24 protein-coding genes are annotated in these 21,834 nt (G+C 75.6%); 8 read left to right on the plus strand and 16 right to left on the minus strand.

Annotation, left to right across the window (positions count from 1 at the left end):
• Positions 1 to 4: 4 nt before the first annotated feature.
• On the minus strand, positions 5 to 1,441 hold the full coding sequence (locus BJ989_RS12295) for a glycine hydroxymethyltransferase (protein WP_179518450.1): 1,437 nt from the start codon (positions 1,439 to 1,441) through the stop codon (positions 5 to 7).
• Positions 1,442 to 1,825: 384 nt separating this feature from the next.
• On the opposite strand from BJ989_RS12295, the gene BJ989_RS12300 reads away from it, so the two are divergent.
• The 4 genes from BJ989_RS12300 to BJ989_RS12315 are packed head-to-tail and all read left to right on the plus strand — an operon-like array spanning position 1,826 to position 5,271.
• Positions 1,826 to 3,556: a nitrite/sulfite reductase gene (locus tag BJ989_RS12300; RefSeq protein ID WP_179518451.1), complete on the plus strand. Its 1,731-nt coding sequence runs from the start codon at positions 1,826 to 1,828 to the stop codon at positions 3,554 to 3,556.
• A complete protein-coding gene (locus tag BJ989_RS12305; protein WP_179518452.1) occupies positions 3,556 to 3,747 on the plus strand; it encodes a hypothetical protein in 192 nt (63 codons plus the stop codon). The genes BJ989_RS12300 and BJ989_RS12305 overlap by 1 nt, the downstream gene beginning before the upstream one ends.
• Positions 3,744 to 4,490, plus strand: coding sequence for a phosphoadenylyl-sulfate reductase (locus BJ989_RS12310; protein ID WP_343049320.1), 747 nt, complete (start codon positions 3,744 to 3,746; stop codon positions 4,488 to 4,490). The genes BJ989_RS12305 and BJ989_RS12310 overlap by 4 nt, the downstream gene beginning before the upstream one ends.
• 37 nt (positions 4,491 to 4,527) lie before the next feature.
• Complete coding sequence (locus BJ989_RS12315) at positions 4,528 to 5,271, plus strand: CbiX/SirB N-terminal domain-containing protein (protein ID WP_179518454.1); 744 nt, start codon at positions 4,528 to 4,530, stop codon at positions 5,269 to 5,271.
• Between the two features lie 16 nt (positions 5,272 to 5,287).
• Here the strand turns inward: BJ989_RS12315 and BJ989_RS12320 are convergent, their stop codons facing one another.
• Together BJ989_RS12320 and BJ989_RS12325 are read right to left on the minus strand one after the other, a co-directional pair.
• A complete protein-coding gene (locus BJ989_RS12320) occupies positions 5,288 to 5,668 on the minus strand; it encodes a DUF3037 domain-containing protein (protein WP_343049321.1) in 381 nt (126 codons plus the stop codon).
• A complete protein-coding gene (locus BJ989_RS12325; RefSeq protein WP_179518455.1) occupies positions 5,665 to 6,438 on the minus strand; it encodes a HipA family kinase in 774 nt (257 codons plus the stop codon). The genes BJ989_RS12320 and BJ989_RS12325 overlap by 4 nt, the downstream gene beginning before the upstream one ends.
• 177 nt (positions 6,439 to 6,615) lie before the next feature.
• Between BJ989_RS12325 and BJ989_RS12330 the strand changes: the two genes are divergently transcribed.
• Positions 6,616 to 7,317, plus strand: a complete 702-nt coding sequence (locus BJ989_RS12330; protein WP_179518456.1) for a hypothetical protein — start codon at positions 6,616 to 6,618, stop codon at positions 7,315 to 7,317.
• Between the two features lie 22 nt (positions 7,318 to 7,339).
• On the opposite strand, the gene BJ989_RS12335 is transcribed toward BJ989_RS12330, so the two are convergent.
• The 8 genes from BJ989_RS12335 to BJ989_RS12370 form a co-directional block, all read right to left on the minus strand.
• Positions 7,340 to 8,188, minus strand: coding sequence for a PPK2 family polyphosphate kinase (locus BJ989_RS12335; protein ID WP_343049322.1), 849 nt, complete (start codon positions 8,186 to 8,188; stop codon positions 7,340 to 7,342).
• 24 nt (positions 8,189 to 8,212) lie between these two features.
• Entirely contained in the window at positions 8,213 to 8,914 is a 702-nt protein-coding gene (locus tag BJ989_RS12340) for a regulatory protein RecX (RefSeq protein ID WP_179518457.1), read from the minus strand.
• 127 nt (positions 8,915 to 9,041) lie between these two features.
• Positions 9,042 to 10,085, minus strand: a complete 1,044-nt coding sequence (recA, locus tag BJ989_RS12345) for a recombinase RecA (protein ID WP_179518458.1) — start codon at positions 10,083 to 10,085, stop codon at positions 9,042 to 9,044.
• A 205-nt stretch (positions 10,086 to 10,290) separates the two neighbouring features.
• Positions 10,291 to 10,755 (minus strand): hypothetical protein, encoded by a 465-nt coding sequence (locus tag BJ989_RS12350; protein WP_179518459.1) that lies wholly within the window; start codon positions 10,753 to 10,755, stop codon positions 10,291 to 10,293.
• Positions 10,752 to 11,948: a molybdopterin-dependent oxidoreductase gene (locus tag BJ989_RS12355; protein ID WP_343049323.1), complete on the minus strand. Its 1,197-nt coding sequence runs from the start codon at positions 11,946 to 11,948 to the stop codon at positions 10,752 to 10,754. The genes BJ989_RS12350 and BJ989_RS12355 overlap by 4 nt, the downstream gene beginning before the upstream one ends.
• A 7-nt stretch (positions 11,949 to 11,955) precedes the next feature.
• Entirely contained in the window at positions 11,956 to 12,822 is an 867-nt protein-coding gene (locus BJ989_RS17200) for a methyltransferase domain-containing protein (RefSeq protein WP_218848804.1), read from the minus strand.
• A gap of 8 nt (positions 12,823 to 12,830) precedes the next feature.
• A complete protein-coding gene (locus BJ989_RS12365; RefSeq protein WP_218848805.1) occupies positions 12,831 to 13,526 on the minus strand; it encodes a DUF2064 domain-containing protein in 696 nt (231 codons plus the stop codon).
• A complete protein-coding gene (locus tag BJ989_RS12370) occupies positions 13,523 to 14,227 on the minus strand; it encodes a glycosyltransferase family 2 protein (protein WP_179518460.1) in 705 nt (234 codons plus the stop codon). Before BJ989_RS12370 ends, BJ989_RS12365 begins: the two co-directional genes overlap by 4 nt.
• Before the next feature lie 110 nt (positions 14,228 to 14,337).
• Between BJ989_RS12370 and BJ989_RS12375 the strand changes: the two genes are divergently transcribed.
• On the plus strand, positions 14,338 to 15,708 hold the full coding sequence (locus BJ989_RS12375; protein WP_218848806.1) for a hypothetical protein: 1,371 nt from the start codon (positions 14,338 to 14,340) through the stop codon (positions 15,706 to 15,708).
• Positions 15,709 to 15,726: 18 nt separating this feature from the next.
• Here the strand turns inward: BJ989_RS12375 and BJ989_RS12380 are convergent, their stop codons facing one another.
• Genes BJ989_RS12380 through BJ989_RS17205 form a run of 5 tightly spaced genes read right to left on the minus strand, consistent with a single transcriptional unit; the run spans position 15,727 to position 20,325 of the window.
• Positions 15,727 to 16,779, minus strand: coding sequence for an NAD-dependent epimerase/dehydratase family protein (locus tag BJ989_RS12380; RefSeq protein ID WP_179518461.1), 1,053 nt, complete (start codon positions 16,777 to 16,779; stop codon positions 15,727 to 15,729).
• A complete protein-coding gene (locus BJ989_RS12385) occupies positions 16,776 to 17,600 on the minus strand; it encodes an S-methyl-5'-thioadenosine phosphorylase (protein WP_179518462.1) in 825 nt (274 codons plus the stop codon). Before BJ989_RS12385 ends, BJ989_RS12380 begins: the two co-directional genes overlap by 4 nt.
• Positions 17,601 to 17,604: 4 nt before the next feature.
• Positions 17,605 to 18,906, minus strand: a complete 1,302-nt coding sequence (locus BJ989_RS12390; RefSeq protein ID WP_343049324.1) for an MFS transporter — start codon at positions 18,904 to 18,906, stop codon at positions 17,605 to 17,607.
• Between the two features lie 4 nt (positions 18,907 to 18,910).
• Complete coding sequence (locus BJ989_RS12395; RefSeq protein WP_179518463.1) at positions 18,911 to 19,105, minus strand: DUF3046 domain-containing protein; 195 nt, start codon at positions 19,103 to 19,105, stop codon at positions 18,911 to 18,913.
• Complete coding sequence (locus BJ989_RS17205; protein WP_218848807.1) at positions 19,096 to 20,325, minus strand: methyltransferase domain-containing protein; 1,230 nt, start codon at positions 20,323 to 20,325, stop codon at positions 19,096 to 19,098. The genes BJ989_RS12395 and BJ989_RS17205 overlap by 10 nt, the downstream gene beginning before the upstream one ends.
• 53 nt (positions 20,326 to 20,378) lie before the next feature.
• On the opposite strand from BJ989_RS17205, the gene BJ989_RS12410 reads away from it, so the two are divergent.
• Together BJ989_RS12410 and BJ989_RS12415 are read left to right on the plus strand one after the other, a co-directional pair.
• Positions 20,379 to 20,897, plus strand: coding sequence for a GNAT family N-acetyltransferase (locus BJ989_RS12410; RefSeq protein WP_179518464.1), 519 nt, complete (start codon positions 20,379 to 20,381; stop codon positions 20,895 to 20,897).
• A gap of 378 nt (positions 20,898 to 21,275) precedes the next feature.
• The gene (locus BJ989_RS12415; protein WP_179518465.1) at positions 21,276 to 21,785 is read left to right on the plus strand and encodes a C40 family peptidase; all 510 of its coding nucleotides are present in this window, start codon (positions 21,276 to 21,278) and stop codon (positions 21,783 to 21,785) included.
• Positions 21,786 to 21,834: the final 49 nt, after the last annotated feature.

Consider the following 21,834-nt stretch of genomic DNA (forward strand, 5'->3'; position numbering starts at 1 on the left):
CGGGTCAGCTGAGCTCGAGGCCGGGGTAGAGCGGGTGGCGGTCCAGCATCTCGGCGGACCGGGCGCGCACGCGCTCGGCGACGCCGTCCTCGAGCACGTAGGACGCCTTCGACGGCCCGCCCGCCTTGGTGGTGCCGGCCTGCGTGTGCGTGAGGACGTCGACGACCAGCTCGGCGACCGTGTCGAACTCGTCGTGGCCGAAACCGCGGGTGGTGAGCGCGGGCGTGCCGAAGCGGATGCCGGAGGTGTACCAGGCGCCGTTGGGGTCGGCCGGCACGGAGTTGCGGTTGGTCACGACGCCGGCCTCGAGCAGCGCGGACTCCGCCTGACGACCGGTGAGGCCGTAGCCGGAGACGTCCAGGAGCACGAGGTGGTTGTCGGTGCCGCCGGTGACCAGGCGCGCACCGCGCCGGTTGAACCCCTCGGCGAGCGTCTGGGCGTTGTCGGCGACCTGCTGGGCGTAGGTGCGGAAGGAGTCCTGGCGGGCCTCGGCGAACGCGACGGCCTTCGCGGCCATCACGTGCGACAGCGGGCCACCGAGCACCATGGGGCAGCCGCGGTCGACCGAGGGGGCGTACTCCTGGGTGGCGAGCACGATGCCGCCGCGCGGGCCGCGGAGCGACTTGTGCGTGGTCGAGGTGACGACGTGGGCGTGGGGCACCGGGTCCTCGTCGCCGGTGAACACCTTGCCGGCGACCAGGCCGGCGAAGTGCGCCATGTCCACCATCAGCGTGGCACCGACCTCGTCGGCGATCTCGCGCATCTTGGCGAAGTCGACGCGGCGGGGGTAGGCGGAGTAGCCGGCCACGAGCACGAGCGGGCGGAACTCGCGCGCCTTGGCGGCGACCGCGTCGTAGTCGAGCAGGCCGGTCTCGGGGTCGGTGCCGTACTGCTGCTGGTGGAACATCTTGCCGCTGATGTTGGGACGGAAGCCGTGCGTGAGGTGGCCACCGGCGTCGAGGCTCATGCCGAGCAGCCGCTGACGGCCCATCTCCTCGCGCAGCGACTCCCAATCGGCCTCGGAGAGGTCGTTGACGCCCTTGGCGCCGAACTTCTCCAGCCACGGGCCCTCGACCCGGTGGGCCAGGATCGACCAGAAGGCGACGAGGTTGGCGTCGATGCCCGAGTGCGGCTGCACGTAGGCGTGCTCGGCGCCGAAGAGCTCGCGGGCGTGCTCGGCGGCGAGCGACTCGACGGTGTCGACGTTCTGGCAGGCGGCGTAGAAGCGGTGCCCGACCGTGCCCTCGGCGTACTTGTCGGAGAACCAGGTGCCCATCGTCATCAGCACGGCCGGGGACGCGTAGTTCTCCGAGGCGATCAGCTTGAGCGACCCGCGCTGGTCGGCCAGCTCCTGGCGGGTGGCCTCCGCGATCCGCGGCTCGACCGAGGCGATGACCTCGAGGGCCTGGCTGTACGCGCTGCTGACGAGGTGGTCGCTCATGGGCCCCAGCCTAGGCGAGCGCCGGCCCCCCGTCGGGTGTGACCTGCGCCTCGCGGGGCGCGGGACGACCGCGGGACCACGGCCTCGCCGGGGCCGCGCCGTCCGACATGCGGACATGCGTCCCACATCACGAGATTCGCGGTTGTGGCGGGGGTGTCCGCCCCGTGAGACTCGACCCCGTGATCAGCGCGGCGACGCACGTCTGCCTCGTGGCCCGGCGCCACGTGGACTACGGGCGCACCCGCAGCATGGTCTGTCGGTCCCGCTGACCCACCGTCCCCCCGGCCCCCGCCCACGGACGCACGGTCGCAGGCACCGACCCGACACCGGCGTCGGACCTTCGTCCCCGTGCTCCCGCATGCTCGACAAAGGATCTGACCCGACGTGAGCGACTCCCCGCAGGCCGCCTCCCCTGCCGCGCGCCCCGCCCGCACGCCTCGCCCCCGCCCGAAGCGCGGCGAGGGCCAGTGGGCGCTCGGCTACCGCGAGCCGCTGAACAAGAACGAGCAGGCGAAGAAGGACGACAACCCGCTCAACGTGCGGGCGCGCATCCTGCACACCTACTCCAAGCGCGGCTTCGACTCGATCGACCCGGCCGACCTGCGCGGCCGCTTCCGCTGGATGGGGCTCTACACCCAGCGCGCCCCGGGCTTCGACGGCGGCAAGACCGCGACGGTGCCCGAGGAGGAGCTGGACGACCGCTACTTCATGATGCGGGTCCGCTCCGACGGGGCCCTCCTGCCGCCGGCCACCGTGCGCGCGCTCGGCGAGGTCAGCCGCGACCACGCCCGCGACACCGCCGACATCACCGACCGGCAGAACATCCAGTACCACTGGATCCGCATCGAGGACGTCCCCGCGATCTGGGAGCGGCTCGAGCATGGCGGGCTGGTCACCACCGAGGCGTGCGGCGACTCGCCCCGCCCCTTCCTGGGCTCCCCCGTGGCGGGCATCGCCGCCGACGAGATCATCGACGGGACCTCCGCGCTGGAGGAGATCAAGCGCCGCTACATCGGCGACCCCGAGTTCTCCAACCTCCCGCGCAAGTTCAAGACCGCGCTGACCGGCCACCCCAGCCACGACGTCGCCCCCGAGATCAACGACGTCGCCTTCGTCGGCACCGTGCACCCCGAGCACGGGCCCGGCTTCGACCTGTGGGTCGGCGGCGGGCTGTCGACCAACCCGATGCTCGCGCAGAAGCTCGGGGTGTGGATCCCGCTCGACGAGGTCCCCGACGCCTGGGCGGGCGTCGCCTCGATCTTCCGCGACTACGGCTACCGCCGGCTGCGCTCACGCGCCCGCCTCAAGTTCCTCGTCGCCGACTGGGGCGTCGAGAAGTTCCGCCAGGTGCTCGAGGAGGAGTACCTCCACCGACGCCTGGTGGACTGCCCCTCCCCCGAGACCCCGTTCGCCCACCGTGACCATCTCGGCGTCCACGACGCCAAGGACGGCACCAAGTACGTCGGGCTCGCCCCGGTCGTCGGCCGGGTCTCCGGCACGATGCTGGTCGCGCTCGCCGACGCGATGGAGCGCCACGGCGTCCGCGGCGCGCGCCTCACGGCGTACCAGAAGCTCGTGCTCATCGGCGTCGACCCCGACGTGGTCGAGGAGCTCGTCGCCGAGCTCGACGCGATCGGGCTGCAGGCCCGCCCCTCGCCGTGGCGCGGCGGCACGATGGCCTGCACGGGCATCGAGTTCTGCAAGCTCGCCATCGTCGAGACCAAGGACCGCGCCCGTCGCCTGGTCGACGAGCTCGAGCGCCGCTTCCCCGACCTCGACACACCGATCTCGGTGAACATGAACGGCTGCCCCAACGCGTGCGCGCGCACGCAGACGGCCGACATCGGCCTCAAGGGCCAGCTGGTCATGCACGACGGCGAGCAGGTCGAGGGCTTCCAGGTGCACCTCGGCGGAGCGACCGGCCTCGGCGCCAACTTCGGTCGCAAGCTGCGCGCGCACAAGGTCACCAGCGCCGGCCTCGACGACTACGTCACCGCCGTCGTCACGAACTACCTCGCCGACCGCACCGAGGGCGAGGCCTTCGCCGCATGGGTGCACCGCGCCGACGAGACCCTGCTCACCGGGGGCCACGTGCTCGAGGGGCGGGCGCTCTGATGTCCGAGCGGGCCGTGCCCTTCCACTGCCCCTACTGCGGCAGCGAGGACCTGCGCCCCCACGAGGTGGTCGACGCCGACGGCGAGGTCAGCTCGCCGCACGGGTCGTGGGAATGCCGCGGTTGCGTCCGGGCCTTCTCCCTCAAGCTCCTGGGCCTCGTGCGCCCCGGAGCAGGGAAGGAAGCACCGTGACCGCCGCCACCACCACCGCCGCCCGCAACCGCCGCGGCAGCCACACCGAGGGCCGCAGCCCCGAGGAGCTGCGCGAGCTGGTCTCCCACGTCGGGGCCGAGCTCGAGCTCGCCCCCGCCGAGGACATCGTCGAGTGGGCGGTGGCCACCTTCGGGTCGCGCTTCTGCGTGACCTCCTCGATGGCCGACGCTGTCCTGGCACACCTCGTCTCGCGGGTCGCGCCCGGCGTCGACGTGGTCTTCCTCGACACCGGCTACCACTTCGCCGAGACCATCGGCACCCGCGACGCGGTGGAGGCCACCCTGCCGGTCAACCTGCTCACCATCACGCCCGTGCAGAGCGTGGCCGAGCAGGACGCCGAGCACGGCCCCGAGCTCTACAAGCGCGACCCCGACCTGTGCTGCCGGCTGCGCAAGGTCGAGCCGCTGGCCGACGCGCTGGCGGGCTACGACGCCTGGGCGACCGGGCTGCGGCGCGCCGAGACCCACCAGCGCATCATCGCCCCCGTCGTGGGCTGGGACGCTCGCAAGGGCAAGGTCAAGGTCTCGCCGCTCGCGCGCTGGAGCGACGAGCAGGTCGCGGCGTACGTCGACGAGCACGGCGTGCTGCTCAACCCGCTCGTCCACGACGGCTACCCCTCCATCGGCTGCTGGCCCTGCACCCGACGCGTCGCCCCGGGCGAGGACGCCCGCAGCGGCCGCTGGGCCGGCACCGCGAAGACCGAGTGCGGGATCCACACGTGACCCGCACGCCGCACGAGGAGACGAGGAGGCCGCTGCCGTGGCTGCTCCTGCCCTGATCGCCCTCGCCCACGGGTCGCGTGACCCCCGCGCCGCCGCGACGGTGCGGGCGCTCGTCGGCGAGGTCCGCGCGCAGCGCCCCGACCTGCGCATCGAGGCCGCCCACCTCTCCGCCAGCCGACCTAGCTTCGAGCAGGTGGTGGACAAGCTCGTGCGCGCCGGGCACGAGGAGGTCGTCGTCGTCCCGCTGCTGCTCAACGACGCCCACCACGCCCAGGTCGACGTGCCCGCCGCCGTGGCCGCCGCGAGCGAGCGCCACCCTGGGCTGCGGGTGCGCGCCTCGCGCATCCTGGGCCTCGAGCCCGCCTTCCTGCAGGTGCTCGACGAGCGGCTGCGCGACGCACTGCGCCACGCCCGGGTGCGCGAGCTCGACGCCCTGGTGCTGGCCGCCGCCGGCTCCGGCGACGCGCTCGCCAACCAGGCCGTCGCCCGCCTCGCGCGGGTGTGGGGCTCGCGCCACCGGCTCCCGGTCACGGCCGCCTTCGCCTCCGCCGCGCCCCCGGCGACCGGTGAGGCCGTCCGCGCCTTCCGCGGGGAAGGCCGGCGCCACATCGCCGTGGCCTCGATGTTCCTGGCCCCGGGTGCGATGACCGACCGGGCCGCCGAGCTGGCCCTGGAGGCCGGCGCCGTCGCCGTCTCCGACCCCCTCGGGGCGCACCCGGAGGTCGCGCGTGCCGTCCTCGCGCGCTACGCCGTCGGTGCCGTGGAGCTCGTGCCGGTCTGACCGGTCACCGCATGTCTCAGCGCACGAGGCAGTCGAGCAGGTGCGCCACCTGCCGGGCCGGGTCGCTCGTGAGCCCGCCGTGCACCGGGCCGGGCTGCACGACGGTGCTGCGCGGCGCCTTGAGGTAGCCGAAGCGGGTGCCGAGCGACCCCGTGGCCGCACCACCCGCCGCGGGTGACCCGGAGGCGACGTGCTCGGCGAAGACGAGCGCCGCCTCCACCCGACCCAGGTCGACGCCGGGCGCCAGCGCACGCAGGCGGTCGGGGTCGAGGTGCCAGCCGACGGCCAGGTGGTCGGCGGCCTGGCAGTGGACGACCACGCCCACGTTGACGAACTCCTCGCGGTCGGCGCGCGGCACGCAGCGCAGCACGACGTACTCGTAGGGCAGCAGGCTCACGCCGCGCCTCCGCCGGCACCGGGCAGCCACGCGCGACTGTCGCGGCGCGCCCGCAGGAAGGCGGTGTACGCCGCGCGCAGCGACGCCTCGTCCGACGCGCCCGGCACGGGCTCGAGCCAGTCGGCCGGCACGTCGGCGACGACCGCGTCGAGCGTCGCGTCGTCGAGCAGGGCGCGCAGCTCCGCGTCGACACCCGCCAGCAGGTCGAGGCGGTCGCCCAGCACGTGGTCGCGGGGGTCCCACGGGCGGGCGGCGAAGCGCGCGGGGTCGCCCACACCGCCTGACCAGGCGTGGTGGAACCACAGCGACGCTCCGTGGTCGATCACCCAGAGGTCGCCGTGCCACACGAGCAGGTTGGGGTTGCGCCACGAGCGGTCGACGTTGGCGAGGTAGGCGTCGAGCCAGAGCACCCGCGCGGCCACGTCGTCGGGCACCGCGAGCTCGGTGTCCGGACCGAAGGCGCCGGGCAGGAAGTCGACCCCGAGGTTGAGCCCCAGGCTGGCGCTCAGCAGGTCCTGGACCTCCTCGTCGGCCTCGTAGCGCGCGATCGCGGCGTCGAGCTCCAGGGCCACCAGCCGCGGCGTCCGCAGGCCGAGCCGGGTCGCGACGCCCGTGGCGAGCACCTCCGCCACCAGCACCCGCACGCCCTGGCCCGCTCCGCGGAACTTGCAGACGTAGGTGCCGAGGTCGTCGGCCTCCACCACACCGGGGAGCGACCCGCCCTCGCGCAGCGGGGTGACGTAGCGGGTGACGGCCACGGTCGGGAGCACCGCGCCACCCTACGGCTGCCTGGACGCAGCGCTCGGGCGGCACCCCGCCACTGGACCAGACCACCCCGCACACGGCGTGCCGTCGGAGCCCGGGGGTCGTTGCAGGGTCGTGGCGGCCGGGGGGACCCGTCCACGGCGCGCCGCTGTCGATGCCCTACCACCCTCAGGAGCCACACCGTGCGCGTACGACGCCTGCTCACCTCCGTGCTGACCGCCTCCCTGCTCGCCACCACCGCGGGCGTGGCGCTCACCGCCTCGCCGGCGGCAGCGGCCACCCCCACCACCATCACCGGCCCCGACGGGGCGCCGTGGCTGCAGCGCGCGAGCAGCTTCTCGGACCAGCCCGGTGCCGTCGTGCGCGGCGACGACCTCGCGCTGTCGATCACGGTGGTCGACCCGGCCACCGGCGAGCGGGTCTACGACGGGTCGCTCGTCGTCGAGCGGCTCATGCGCGGCGCTGCGCCCGATGCCTGGCAGCCGGTGGCCTCCTCGCCCAACGCCTACCTCTACGACACCGTGCAGGCGGTCGCCAACGCGACCTACCGCGTGACCTACTCGGGCACCGAGACCCACGACGCGTCGGTGTCGAGCCTCGCCGTCGCCGTCCAGCGCGACCTGGTCGTCACCGCGAAGAACCGCCCGCTGGGGCTCGCCGGCACCATCGCCCCCCGGGCCAAGCTCCCGGTGGTCGTGCAGAAGAAGGTCAACGGCACCTGGAAGAACGTCAAGACGGTGCGCAGCGACGCCCGCGGCCGCTTCTTCGCCGGCTTGCCCGCCCCCAAGAAGCGGGGCGCCCGCTTCTACTGGCGGCTCCAGGTCAAGCCGAGCACGCAGTTCGCGACCACGCGCTCGGGCGTCTACTACACGACGCGCTACTGAGCGACCGGCCCGCGCGGGGGCGTCAGGAGATCGGCACCTCGCCGGTCAGGCGCCCCCGCTCGTGGTCGACGTCGAAGTCGGCCGGGGGCCAGGTCGGCGCCATCCGGGCGAGCGTGTCGCGCAGCAGCATCCCCACGGCCAGGTTGCGGTACCACTTGCGGTCCGAGGGCACGACGAACCACGGCGCGGCCTCGGCGTTGGTGCGCTCGACCGCCAGCTCGTAGGCCTCGCGGTAGGCCGGCCAGCGCTGCCGCTCGTCGACGTCGCCCGGGTTGTACTTCCAGTGCTTGGTCGGGTCGTCGAGACGCGCCAGCAGGCGCTCCTTCTGGGTGTCCGCCGAGATGTGCAGCAGGCACTTCACGACCGTCGTCCCCGAGGCGACCAGCTCGGCCTCGAAGCGGTTGATCGCGTCGTAGCGGCGCTCGAGCTCGGCCTCGTCGGCCAGCGCGCGGACCCGGCCGATGAGGACGTCCTCGTAGTGCGAGCGGTCGAAGACGCCGATCTGCCCCGGGCCGGGCAGCGCCTTGCGGATGCGCCAGAGGAAGTCGTGCCGCAGCTCCTCGGGCGTGGGCGCCTTGAAGGACGTGATGCGCACGCCCTGGGGGTCGACGAGGCCGACCGTGTGGCGCAGCACCCCGCCCTTGCCCGAGGTGTCCATGCCCTGCAGCACCAGCAGCACCGACCGCGCCGGCACGTCGTCGCGGCTGCGCTCGGCGAAGAGCCGCTCCTGCAGGTCGGCGAGGTCGGGCCCGAGGTCGGCCAGGGCCTGCTTGCCCTCGGCCTTGCTCCCCTCGAAGCCGGGGGTGTCGCCGGTCGGGACCGCGGTGAGGTCGACGGGACCGGGCGGGACGCGCAGCAGCTCCTCGATCACGGGGCCATCATGGCCGCTGCGCGGTCAGTCGACCAGGTCGCCGGTGCCGCCGAGGTCGTCGGTGTCCCCGAGGTCACCGACCTCGTCACTGCCGTGGCCGGCCGCGTCGAGCTCCTCGCGCACCACCGCGAAGGCGACCCCGGGCGGGTGCCCCTTGCGACCCAGCATCGCGACCAGCCGGCGGGTCGCGGTGGCCCGGTCGAGCCGGGCGACGCTGCGCAGCCTGCGCTGCACGAGCCGGCGCGCCGCGTCGTGCTCGGCCTCGGGGTCGACCTCGTCGAGCACCTCGCGCGCCACCTCGTCGTCGACGCCCTTGCGTCGCAGCTCCTGGGCGAGCGCCCGGCGCGCCAAGCCCTTCCCGGACTGCCGCTGGTCGACCCACGCCCGGGCGAAGGCCTCGTCGTCGACGAGGCCGACCTCCTCGAACCGGTCGAGCAGCCGCGACCCGACGTCGTCGGGCACACCCTTGCGGGCCAACCGCTCCGCCAGCTCGTGCCGACTGCGCGCCCGACCGGTCAGCTGGTCGAGCAGGATCGTGCGGGCGACCTGCTCGGGGTCGGCGTCGGGACCGAGCGCCGCCGTGTCGGGCGGCGGCGCGGAGCGGCGCGCCCCTCGGGCGCGCCGCTGCGACGCCACCTCGGTGGGCGGGGCCGACGCGGTCCACGCGTCGACCCCGGCCGTCACGTCACCGACCCAGTCGGGCGCCGGTCGCTGCTCGGGCTGCATGTGCTCCTCCGGGGTTGCGGCCGACGCGCGTCTCACCGGGCCTCGACACGCGGGTCACGGCCTCGCGAGCTCGCCGCGCCGCTTGCTCGACCACCGACGATCGTGTCCTCGCGAGCTCGACCACCGATCAGAAATCGTCGACGCCCAGCGGGTCGGCGGGGGCCTCGGCGTCGACGGTCGGACCGACACCGAGCTTCTCGAGGATGCGCTTCTCGAGCTCGTTGGCGAGGTCGGGGTTGTCGCGCAGGAAGGTGCGGGCGTTCTCCTTGCCCTGGCCGAGCTGGTCGCCCTCGTAGGTGTACCAAGCGCCGGCCTTGCGGACCAGGCCGGCCTCGACGCCGACGTCGATCAGCCCGCCCTCGCGGGAGATGCCCTTGCCGTACATGATGTCGAACTCCGCCTGCTTGAACGGCGGGGCGACCTTGTTCTTGACGACCTTGACGCGGGTGCGGTTGCCGACCATGTCCTGGCCGTCCTTGAGCGTCTCGATGCGGCGCACGTCGAGGCGCACCGAGGAGTAGAACTTCAGCGCCCGGCCACCGGTCGTGGTCTCCGGCGAGCCGAACATCACGCCGATCTTCTCGCGCAGCTGGTTGATGAAGATCGCGGTCGTGCCGGAGTTGTTGAGCGCACCGGTCATCTTGCGCAGCGCCTGGCTCATGAGCCGGGCCTGCAGGCCCACGTGGCTGTCGCCCATCTCGCCCTCGATCTCGGCGCGGGGCACCAGCGCGGCCACGGAGTCGATGACGATGAGCGAGAGCGCGCCGGAGCGCACGAGCATGTCGGCGATCTCGAGCGCCTGCTCACCGGAGTCGGGCTGGGAGACCAGCAGGGCGTCGGTGTCGACGCCCAGGGCCTTGGCGTAGTCGGGGTCGAGCGCGTGCTCGGCGTCGATGAAGGCGACGATGCCGCCGGCCGCCTGGGCATTGGCCACCGCGTGCAGGGCGACCGTCGTCTTGCCGGAGGACTCCGGGCCGTAGATCTCAACGACGCGGCCGCGCGGCAGTCCGCCGAGGCCGAGGGCCACGTCGAGGGCGATGGCCCCGGTGGGGATCACCTCCAGGGGGGCACGGGTCTCGTCGCCGAGACGCATCACCGAGCCCTTGCCGAACTGCCGCTCGATGTTGACGAGTGCGGCGTCGAGTGCCTTGTCGCGGTCTCCACCAGCCATGGATCTCTCCGTCCCGTCCGGGCCTGCGGCCCGTCGCTTGGTCTTGTCAGGTCGTGGGGTGCTGCTCTTGGGTGCCATCACCGCGGACGCTAGGCGACGCCACCGACAAGCACCTGCGGGCGGCCCCGGGCTGTGGAGGGACCACCTCCCCGACCTGCCTGTGGACGCAGCCTAGCCCGAACACGTGTTCGAGCAGCGCAGGCGGTCAGGCGTGTCGCGCCGACCGCCGCTGACGCACGAGGCCGACCACGACCACCCCGAGGCCGGTCGCCACCGCGAGCGCCCACCACCCCTGCCAGTAGTCGCGGCTCAGCAGCGTCGTGTTGGGCTCGTAGCCGCCGATGCCCACCAGCAGCGGCACCGCGACCAGCGTCGTCGAGCCCAGGACCACCAGCCCGCCGGCCAGCGCAGCTCGCCACGGCCCGGGCAGCACCCGCGCGGCCAGCCACGAGACCAGGACGGTCGCCGGCACGAGCACGAGGTCGTGCAGGAGCGCGCCGCCGGCGAGCCAGAGCAGCGCGGAGGTGGAGGCGGCGCGGTCGCCGAGCAGCTCGGCGGCGAGCAGCCACCCGCCGTACGCCACGAGCGCGACGCCGACGCAGCCGAGCGCGAGCCTCCCGGTCCCCCCGCCCGCCGGCGCCCCGCGCGTCGAGGACCCTGCCCGGCTCACGCCTGCACCTCGAGCCGGCCGACCCACTTCGTCTGCAGGACGCCCGGGCGGTTGGGCGCGATGACCCGGGCCGGGAAGCCGTGGTCGAGGGCCAGCGGGGCACCTTCGAGCCGGAGAGCGAGCAGCGTGCGCCCGTCGTCGACGAAGCCCGGCTGCAGCACGCTCGTGCGGAAGGGCCCCTCGGGCTGCAGGGACGTGACGGTGACCGCCTCCTCGGGCGAGCCCCCCACCAGCGCGACGAGGTCGCGCACGCGGACCCCGGTCCAGGTGCCGGAGGCGCTCCACCCCTCGACGCAGGCGATCGGCAGGGTCTCGGTGCGCTGCGGCAGCGCGGCCAGCTCGGCGAGGGTGAGCCGCACGGACCGCTCGCCGCGGACGACCTCGAGCACCCACCCGCCGCTGGTCGCGCGTGCGACCACGTCGGCCTCGGCCGCCGTCGTGTTGACGGGCAGGCCCTGCGGGCCGTCACCGTCGGTCGTGGCGAGCACGGAGATCCGCCGCAGGCCGGGCACCGACTGGCCCGCCGTCGCCAGCACCGTGAGGCCCGCCGCGACCCCGGTCGCGCGCAGCAGACCGCGGCGGGTCGGGCGCTCCGGGCCGGGCCCGGGGTCCTCGTCGACGTCGACCGGGCCCGCGAAGGCGTCGCGGACCAGCGGGAGCTTGACCGCCACGTGCAGCACGATCGAGCCCACCGCCACCCAGGCCACGGCGTAGTGGGTCGGCCGGAAGGAGAAGGCGAAGGGGTACCACTGCGCGGAGTTGGCGAGGCCCGAGGCGAGCTGGAACACCGCCGTCGCCACCAGCACCGCCACCGAGGCGCGCTCGACCCCGGTGAGCAGCAGCCGGCGGGTGCGGTGCGGGCCCGGCCGGGGCAGGCGCTGCCAGAAGCGCGGGTAGACGGTCCAGAGCTTGACCAGCAGCAGCGGCACCGTCGCGGCTCCCGTGACCACGTGGAGGCCCTGGGTGACGCGGTAACCCCAGGCCGGCGAGGTCGGGAACGGCACCGGGTGCGACGTCTCCTGCGCGTAGTGGCTCACGAGGCCGGTGAGGAAGCAGACGCCGAAGGCGGCCGCGAGCCACACCCCCACCCGGGCCGCGACCCGGTGCGAGTGCAGCGGGGAGGTGAAGTCGTCCTCCCGCGGCAGCAGGCGCGGGCGCCCGGAGGAGCGGTCGGTGGTGCGCTCGCGTCCCACCCCGACCTCAGCGCCCCGGGCGGCCGGGGCGGTCGGGGCGGTCGGGGCGGTCGGGGCGGTCGGGGCGGTCGGGGCGGTCGGGGCGGTCGGGGCGGTCGGGGCGGTCGGGGCGGTCGGGGCGGTCGGGGCGGTCGGGGCGGTCGGGGCGGTGCAGCACGGCGAACCAGCGGCCGTCGACGTGGTCGAGCAGGCCGAGCTCGAGCCGGGCCCGCCGCGCCAGGTCGCCCACCGCGTCGGCACCTACGAGGGCCCACCGGAAGGGGCGGCTCTCGACGCCGTCGAGCCGCAGCCGCGACCAGAAGGGAGGCGTCGCTGTGCCGGGAGCGTCGAGCTCGACGACGACCCGCCCACCGCGGGCGAGGAGCGCCCGCGCTCGCCGCAGCAGCGCGAGCGGGTCGCCACCGATGCCCAGGTTGCCGTCGGCGAGCAGGACGCTGCCCCACCGTCCCTCGCCCGGCAGCGGACCGAGGACGTCGCGCCGCAGGGCCGGCACCCCGCGCTGGCGGGTCTGCAGGACGGCCTCGTCGACCACGTCCACGCCCAGGACGTGTCCGCCGCGCTCGGCGAGGCGGGCGCCCATGCGGCCCGGCCCGCACCCGAGGTCGACGGTGGGCCCGACGCAGTGCGCGAGCATGGCCTCGTCGGCCGCGTCGACCCGGCGCCAGGACTGCACGGGCAGGGCGCTCACCTGCCCGTCGGGACCGACCACCTCCACCGCGCTGCCGCGCAGGGCGGCGGTGAAGGCGTCGGTGAACGACAGGCGCGGGCGAGGCACGGGCGGGGGCGGCACCGCGGCTCGGCGCTCGGCGGCCTGCAGGTGCACCGGGTCCTCCGTGGTCCTGCCGGGGTCGTGGACGTCCAGGTGCCCTGGCAAGGGGCTCGTCATGCCTCCGCCCGGCGGCCGGCGGGGCTCGTCGCCGCCCAGGCACGGGCGAACCGCGTGTGCGGGTGGCCCGCCGCCACCGCGGCCGCGTCGTCGACCTCGTCGACGTCGCGCAGTGCGGGGGCGCCCGCCACCGAGAGCCCCGCCCGCTCCAGCGCGGCGCGCGTCATCGCACCGGTCTCCCCCGTCGACATCGGCACGCCCACCAGCGCCTCCGCCGCCCGCGGGTCACGCAGCCCGAGGGCCCACCAGCCGCCGTCGTCGGCCGGCGCGAGCACGGCGTCGTGGACGGCCAGCGCCTCCCCCAGGCCGGTGAGCAGGTGCGCGGTCAGCTGGGGGGTGTCCATGCCGACCTGCACCACGGCGTCGCCGGGCGCGCGGCGGGCCACCTCGCCGTGCGCGTGCGCGAGACGGCGGTCGAAGCCGCCCGCGCACTGCTCGAAGACGTCGTACGCCGCGAGGGTGCGCCGCAGCTCCGTCGAGCGCGCCGCGTCGGCCAGCTCGCCGGTGAGCGCGACGTGCAGCCGGTCGGAGCCGACGCCCGCCTCGCACGCGGCCAGCGTGTCGAGCAGCGCGGCCGCGGCGAGGTCGGCGGCCGCCACGTCGCCCACCACCGCGGCGAGGCGCGTCTTGGCGAGCCCCGGCACCGGCGCCTTGGCGACGACGAGGGCCCGCAGCCCCGGCCCGCCGCTCACGACAGGACCCGGTAAAAGTCGCGGGCGGCACGCACGGTGCCGCGCACCGAGCCCGACACCTTGGAGCGGGTGCCGGCGGCCCGCGGGTGGTAGGCCACGTCGTGCTCGCGGACCCGCCACCCCGCGAGGGTCACCTTCTGCAGCAGCTCGACCGGGTAGCCGAAGCGCCGGTCCTCGACACCGAGGTCGAGCAGCGCCTGGCGTCGGCACACCCGCATCGGTGCGATGTCGTGCGCCGGCATCGCGATGCGGCGTCGCAGCCACGCGACCACGAGGCGGTTGCCGGCGCGGGCGTGCCACGGCCAGACGCCGCGCGCGGCCGGGCGCCGGCGTCCCACCGCCATGTCGGCACGCCCGGAGCGCACGTCGTCGAGCAGCGGCAGCAGGTCGTCGGGGTCGAAGGAGCCGTCACCGTCCATCACCGCGAGGAACTCGTGGGTGCCGGCCTCGACACCGGCGTGCACGGCCGAGCCGTAGCCCGGCACCTCCTCGCGCACCACCCGTGCGCCGAGAGCACGCGCCACCTCCGCGGTGTCGTCGCGCGAGCCGTTGTCGACGACGACGACGGCGAACGCCGACGGCACCCGCGGCAGCAGGTCGCGCAGGGCCGGGCCCTCGTCGCGGCAGGGCAGCACCAGGTCGCAGACCGCCTCCGCGACGTGCCCGGCTCCACCGGCGCTCCCACCCCCGTGCGGCTCCATGCCGTCACCGTAGCCAGGCCACGGGCGGGGCCACCCTCCCGCTCCCACCCCGTCGTCGCCCGCCCGTCACCCGGGTGGGCGCGCCGGGGGCGACTGCCTAGGGTCGAGGCGTGAGCGATCCGCAGCCGACCCGCGGCGCCCTCCCCGGCACCCGCGCCGCCTGGACGGGCACGCTCGTGGCCGCCGCCCTCGTCGTGCTCGCCTTCGTGGTGCCACCGCTGACCGGCTGGGACGTCGCCACCCGGGCGCCCCGCTCGGAGGTCGACGAGGTGCTCTCGCCGCCCCTGCACGGCTGGTGGGAGCCGAAGCTGCTCGGGCCCGGCACGGTGCCGGCGCTCGTCGTCGCGGTGCTGGGCTGGCGGTGGGCCAGGACGCGGGTCGCCGACCAGCCGTGGGCGCGCCTGCTCGCCACCGCGAGCGCGCTGTCGCTGGCGTGGTGCCTCTCCCTCGCCCTGGTGGACGGCGCCAGCGGGCTCTCCCGCGTGCTCGGCGGCGACTACGAGTACCTCCCGACCGCGCGCGAGGTCGACGACGTGGGCGCGCTGCTCGAGGGCTACGTCGAGCGCATCCCCATCGACTCCCCCGGCGCCTGGCCGACGCACGTGGCGGGTCACCCGCCGCTGATGCTGCTCTTCTTCGTCGGCCTCGTCCGGCTGGGACTCGGGGGCGACCTCGCCGCCGGGGTGGTCGTGACGGTGCTCGCGGCCTCGCTGCCGGTGGCCGCCGCGGTCGCCCTCCGGGCGCTCGGTGCGGAGGCGGCGGCGCGCGCGGCACTCCCCGTCCTGACGCTCTCCCCCGTCGCCGTCTTCGTCGCGGTCTCGGCCGACGCCCTGGCCGCGACCGTCGCCGCGTGGGGCCTGGCCTGCCTGGCGCTGGCGACCCGGCGGTGGGGGTGGGCGGTGCCCGCGGGGCTGCTGCTCGGGACCGCCACCTGCATGGCCTACGGCGTGCCCCTGCTCGGCTTCGTCGCCCTGGCCGTGCTCGCGGCCGGTCGGTCGTGGCGCCCGCTCCCGGTCGCCGTGGGCGCCGCGCTCGTGCCGGTGCTCGCGCTCGCGGCCGCGGGCTACGCCTGGTGGGAGGCCTACCCGGTGCTGCACGACCGCTACTGGGACGGCATCGCCGAGGACCGCCCCGCGTCGTACTGGTTGTGGGGCAACCTCGCCGCCCTCGCGCTCGTCACCGGACCCGCGGTGTGGGGTGGGCTCGGGGTGCTCACGGCGCGCGCCCGCCCCCTGCTGCGCCCGTCAGCCGTCGACGGGCTGCGCCCGGTCGTGCTGCTCGCGCTCGGCGCCGCGCTGGCCGTGACCGTCGCCGACCTCTCCCGCATGAGCAAGTCGGAGGTCGAGCGCATCTGGATCCCGTTCGTGCCGTGGCTGAGCCTGGCCGCGGTGCTGCTGCCGCCGCGGTGGCGGGCCCGGGCGCTCGCGGCCCAGCTCGTGCTGGCGCTGCTGGTGCAGCACCTGCTCTACACGAGCTGGTGAAGCGCCCGCGGTGTGCCCTCAGGCGCGCAGCGGTGCGTGGGCGAAGGCCCGCAGGCCCTCGTCGGGCGTGACCTGGGCGCGGAAGCCGAGCTCGCGGGCCGCCTTCTGCGGCGAGGCCACGACGTGGCGCACGTCGCCGGGGCGGTACTGCCCGGTCACCTCGGGCACCAGCGACGAGCCGGTGCCGGCCACGACCAGCTCGGCCACCTCGCGGATGGTGAGGGGGGTGCCCGAGCAGACGTTGTAGGCCTCGAGCCCCGGAGCCCGCACCGGGTCGGTGGCCGCGACCGCGTCGAGCGCGGCGAGGTTGGCCCGCGCCACGTCGTCGACGTGCACGAAGTCGCGCACCTGCCCGCCGTCCTCGTAGACGGTCGGCGGGCGGCCGTGCTCGACGGAGGAGCGGAACATCGCCGCCACCCCGCTGTACGGCGTGTCCCGTGGCATCCCGGGCCCGTAGACGTTGTGGTAGCGCAGCGCGACCGCCGCGCCGCCGGCCTGCCGGCACCAGGCCGAGGTGTAGTGCTCCTGGGCGAGCTTCGAGGCGGCGTAGGAGCTGCGGGGGTCGAGCACGGCGTCCTCGCCCACCAGCTCCCAGGCCAACGGAGCGCCGCACACCGGGCACGGCACCTCGAAGTCGCCCGCGTCGAGGGCGGCGGTCGGCCGCACCCCCGGCACCTGGCGACCGTGGACCGGGCAGGCGTAGCGGCCCTCGCCGTAGACCACCATCGAGGAGGCGAGCACGAGCCGGCGCACCCCCGCCTCGTGCATCGCCGCCAGCAGCACGGCGGTGCCGAGGTCGTTGTGCGAGGCGTAGAGCGGGAGGTCGGCCACCTGCACCCCGGCGCCGACCATCGCGGCCTGGTGGCACACGACGTCGACGCCCCGCAGCAGCGCGTCCCAGCCCTCGGCCTCGCGCACGTCGTGGCGGTGGGTGCCGGGCGGCACCTCGGTCGAGCCGTGCGCCTGCGGCAGCATCAGGTCGACGCGGACGACCTCGTCGCCGCGCTCCTCGAGCAGACGGCCGACGGCGCCGCCGACGAACCCCGCCGAGCCGGTGAGGAGGACCTTCACAGGCCAGGCACCTCGTAGGTGAGCTCGAGGCCGTCGGCCCACGACGCGCAGGTGCAGCCGTCGGGGTCGGGCAGGGCCGCGATCGCGGTGGCGAGGATGCCCTTGAGCCGCTCGGTGTTGGCGGCGAAGAGCGCGAAGACCTCCTCCTGGCCCACGCCCTCGCCGCTCTGCGCGCCGGCGTCCATGTCGGTGACCAGGGCGACGGCGGCGTAGCACATCAGCATCTCCCGGGCGAGCTGCGCCTCGGGCGCCCCCGTCATGTTGACCAGGGTCCACCCCTGCGCGGCGTGGTGCAGCGACTCCGCCCGGGTGCTGAAGCGTGGGCCCTCGATCACCACCATCGTGCCGCCGCGCCCCACCGTGACGTCGGCGGCGGCGACCGCGTCGCCGACCCGTGCGCAGTAGGGGTCGGCGAAGGGCAGGTGCACCGCGCCGCGCTCCACGAAGCTGCCGACGCGGCGGAAGGTGCGGTCGACCAGCTGGTCGGGCACCACCACGTCGCCCGGCGCGACCTCGTCGCGCAGGCCGCCGACGGCGCAGGGTGCGATGACCTGGCGCACGCCGAGCGAGCGCAGTGCCCACGCGTTGGCGCGGTAGGGGATGGCGTGGGGCGGGTGCTCGTGCCCCGTGCCGTGGCGCGGCAGGAAGGCGACCCGGCGACCCCCGACCTCCCCGACGGCGAGGTCGGCGGAGGGTGCGCCGTAGGGCGTCTCGACGGTGACGTGGGTCGGGTCGTCGAGGAAGGAGTAGAAGCCGGTGCCGCCCACGACGGCGACGTCGGCGCGCAGCTCGGGCGGGACGGGGTGGGAGGTGTGCGTCACGGGGTCACTCTGCCAGCCGCCCCGCGAGCACCCCGGCGGCGAGCACCGCCGCCGCCAGCGCGCCGGTCGTCGCAGCCAGCACCGGGAAGCCCGCGAGACCGACGACGAGGCCCGCCAGTCCGCCCGCGGTCGCGGCGGTGAGCCCCATCACCAGGTCGGAGGCGCCCTGCACGTCGGCGCGGGCGTCGAGCGGGGTGGCGTCGACCAGCAGCGTCGAGGCGGACACGGTGGCCAGCGACCAGCCGAGACCCAGGAGGAAGAGCCCGACGGTGATCTGCCAGGAGCCACCCTCCGGCGCCAGGGCGCACAGCACGAGGGCGAGGCCGAGGACGACGCCGCCCGCCCCCAGCACCTGCGGCCGGCCCCAGCGGTCGGCCGCGGCGCCCACGAGCGGGGCGAAGGCGAACATGCCGAGCACGTGGATGCTGATGACCACCCCGATGAGGTCGAGCTCGGCGCCGCCGTGCTCCATGTGCAGCGGCGTCATGACCATCACCGCGATCATCGCGGCGTGGGCACCCGACAGCCCGACCACCGCCACGGCCACCACGGGCCGCTCGGCGAGGACGCGGCGCACCCGGCCCCACGAGGTGCCGGCGGGCGGCTCCGCGCCGTGCCCGGCCACCGCGCGTGCGAGCAGCAGCGGGTCGGGGCGCAGCAGCAGGCCGACCAGCACCGCGGCGAGCAGCATGCCGGCGCAGCCCAGCACGAAGGGGCCGGCCAGTTCGGGCACGCCGAGCCAGCGGGCGACCGCGGCGGCCGGCCCGGTGAGGTTGGGGCCGGCGACCGCGCCGACCGTGGTCGCCCAGACGACGACCGAGAGCGCCCGCCCGCGGGCGCGCGGCTCGGCCAGGTCGGTGGCGGCGTAGCGCGCACCGTTGTTGGCCGCGGTCGTCGCACCGAGCAGGGTGGCGCCGAGCAGCAGCAGCGCCATCGAGCCGACCGCTGCGGCGACGACCGCGAGCGCCGCCCCGCCGGCACCGACGGCGTAGCCCGTGAGCAGGCCCGGCCGCCGGCCGCGCCGGGTGATCAACCGCGCCAGGAGGTAGGCCGCGACCGCGGCCCCGAGCACCTGCGCGGTCTGCGCGAGCCCGGCCAGGCTCTCGGAGCCCGAGAGGTCGCGCGCCAGCAGCGGTGCGGTCGCGATGCCGATCGTGATGCCCACCGCGCCCACCGCCTGCGTGAGCACCAGCACCGCGACGGTGCGGCGCTGCACCGCGGCGACGCCGCCGGCGGGCAGGCCGGCGGTCGGGACGGGCGGCGAGGGGGTCGAGGGGGTGGGAGGGGTCGTCGGCTCGGTCGTCACGGCGTCAGCGCTCCTTCGCGGGCAGGTCCAGCTCGCGCCACACGGCGCGCCAGACGTCCTTCGCCGGCACACCCGCGCCGAGCGCCTCCTCGACGGTGCGGTCGCCGAGCTCGCCCAGCACGTGGGCCGAGGCCCAGTAGCGGGCGTAGCCGTCGCCCAGGGCCGCCTCCATCCGCGACCAGAACTCCGTCAACCGCACGACGCACCGTCCCCCTGCGGGCCGGCGGTCGCGTCAGCGGCGGGCGGGTCGGTGCGACCGCGACGCGCCGAGAGCGCCAACCACCGCTCCCCGCGCGCACCCGGCTGCCGCAGCACGGCCGTCGGCACCCACCCGGCGCTCTCGACCGCGCTGCGCAGCGCGGGTTCGCGCCACAGGGTGAACAGCCGCGGCCCGCCCACCGCGCCGTGCGTCGACCAGCGCTCGCCGTCGCCCTCCTTGACCGACAGGTGCAGTGCGCCGCCCTCCCGGGTGGCGGCCGCCAGCCGGGAGAGCACCTGCGGCAGGTCGCCGCGCGCGACGTGGAGGAGGGAGGCGGCCGCCCACACCCCGTCGTACGCCGTGTCCGGCGCCAGCGGGTCCGCGAGCGGGTCCACGAGGGGGTCGAGCTGGTCGGCCTCGTGGCCGGCAGCGCGCAGCAGCGCGACGAACGCGGCGCTGACGTCGGTGCGCCGCACCGAGACGCCGCGCTGCTCCAGCAGCCGGGCGTCGCGACCGCCGCCGGAGCCCACCTCGAGCACCCGGGCGCCCGGGCCGACGCGCGCGGCGAAGGCGTCGACCTGCTCGCGGAGCAGGGCCGTCGGCTCCGCGGTGGCGGCGGCGAAGGCCGCGGCCGACTCCTCGTAGGAGCCGACCGTCACCGCCTGGGCGTCGGCCCGCCCGGCGGCAGCTGCGCGGCGGGCCACGTCGTGCAGGTGGTGGACGACGTCGTGGAGGTGGTAGCGCCCCAGGGTGGTGACGGTGAAGGCGCTGCCGTTCGAGCGCAGCCCGGGCCGGTGCCGATCGGCCTCGCCGACCCCGCGGTAGCGCGCCACCACGGCGTCGCACGCGTCCGCCAGCTCGGCGGCGACGACCGCCGGCTCCTGCGTCGCGTAGCGGTCCTCGCGGGCGGTGGCGTCCTGGTCCCAGTCGGCGAAGGTCGGCCCGTCCTCCTCCAGCATGCGGGCGAGCCGGCCGTCGAAGACGCGGTGGACGTCGCGCACGTGCGCGGCGTACTCCAGCGGGCTCCAGGTCGTCGCGGCGGGCCGCTCGCGCACGTCGACGCGCCCGAGCACCGCCGACCACCGGTCCCGGGTGGCCGCGAGCCCGTCCGCCACGTCGTGGGGGCCGAGGTCGGCGCCGTCGAAGCCGCAGTCGGGGCACGGACGATCCAGCACCCACGTCCAGTCCTGGGTGTCGGGAGGCGGGTCGGGCAGCTGCACGCCGCCATTGAACCAGCGCCGGGGCCCGGCCCCGGGTCTGGGAGACTGCCGCCATGCCCTCGACGGTCGAGTACTCCACACGCTCCGCGACCGCCGACGACCTGCCTGCCATCGCCGGGATCTACGCGCACGCCGTCGAGCACTCGCACGCGACCTTCGACCTCGAGCCCCCCGACCTCGACCACTGGGTCACCCGCCTCGACGGGCAGCACCCCGGCGACCACCTGCTCGTCGCGGTCGACGGGGACGACGACGTCGTGGGCTACGCCTACTCGTGGTCCTACCGGCCCCGCCCGGCCTACGAGTCGACCCGCGAGACCTCGATCTACCTCGACGACAGCGTGCGCGGCAAGGGCGTCGGGCGGCTGCTGTACCCCGCCCTGCTGGAGACCATGGCCGTCTCCGGCGTGCACACCGCCGTCGCGCTGGTGGCCCTGCCGAACCCCGCCTCCGAGCGCCTCCACCTCGCCGTGGGCTTCGAGAAGGTCGGGCAGCTGCGCGAGGTCGGCTACAAGTTCGACCAGTGGATCGACGTGGCGTGGTTCCAGAAGATGCTGCACACGATGCCGTGATGCACCCGCCGGGCTGGAGCACGCCCCGTCGGCCGCGTGTCGTGCACCACGTCGGCCGGCGCGGATCCCGCGTCGTTCCGGGCTCGCGCTGCCCCGCCCCACCCCCACGGGGGGTCGTGGAGCAGCCGCGGGTTCGACTCCGGGGCGGGGTCGTGCCTACCGTCGTCGGGCCGTTCGGCACCGAGCGCGGAGCACGCCGAGTCCTGCCCGCCCCGCGCTTCCCCTGACACACGACCAGGGCAGGAGTGGGGGACCCACCGCACGGCGTCCGCCGGCCCACGGGCCGGACCGGACTCGGGGTGAAGCCACCAGCAGTGGCCGAGCACCTACCCGCTCGAACCCGACAGCTCACCTCACAGGCGCGGGAAGGGAACCCGCATGTCCACGCACAGCCACGCCCTGCGGCGCCTCGTCGCGGTGCCCGCCACCGCCCTGCTGGCCCTGGTGGTCAGCCTCGGCCTGGTCGCGGTCAGCGCCCCGGCCGCCGAGGCCGCAGGGGCCGCAGGGGCCGAGCGTCGCGAGCGCAAGGTCGACACCGCGATGGCCATCACGCGCCGCCAGAAGGGCGACCCCTACGGCTACGGCGCGGCCGGGCCGCACCGCTTCGACTGCTCCGGCCTCATCCGCTACGCCTACGGCCGCGCCGGCTTCGACGTGCCGCGCACCTCGCGCGAGCAGGCCCGGACCCTCGGTCGCCGCATCCCGAAGCGGGCCGTGCGACGCGGTGACCTGGTGTTCTTCTACGACGGCGGCGGGGTCTACCACGCCGGTGTCTTCGCCGGCCGCAAGCACGGTCGCGCCTACCTCGTCCACGCCTCGAAGCCGGGCACGGACGTGAAGCGCGACCGCATCTGGACCAGCAGCTGGTTCGGCCGCACGCTGCGCTGAGGTCGGTCGATCCGCGCCGGGCGAGGCGCGGTGTCGGTGGCCTCCGCCA

The organism is Nocardioides perillae, from assembly GCF_013409425.1.
GTDB lineage: Bacteria > Actinomycetota > Actinomycetes > Propionibacteriales > Nocardioidaceae > Nocardioides > Nocardioides perillae.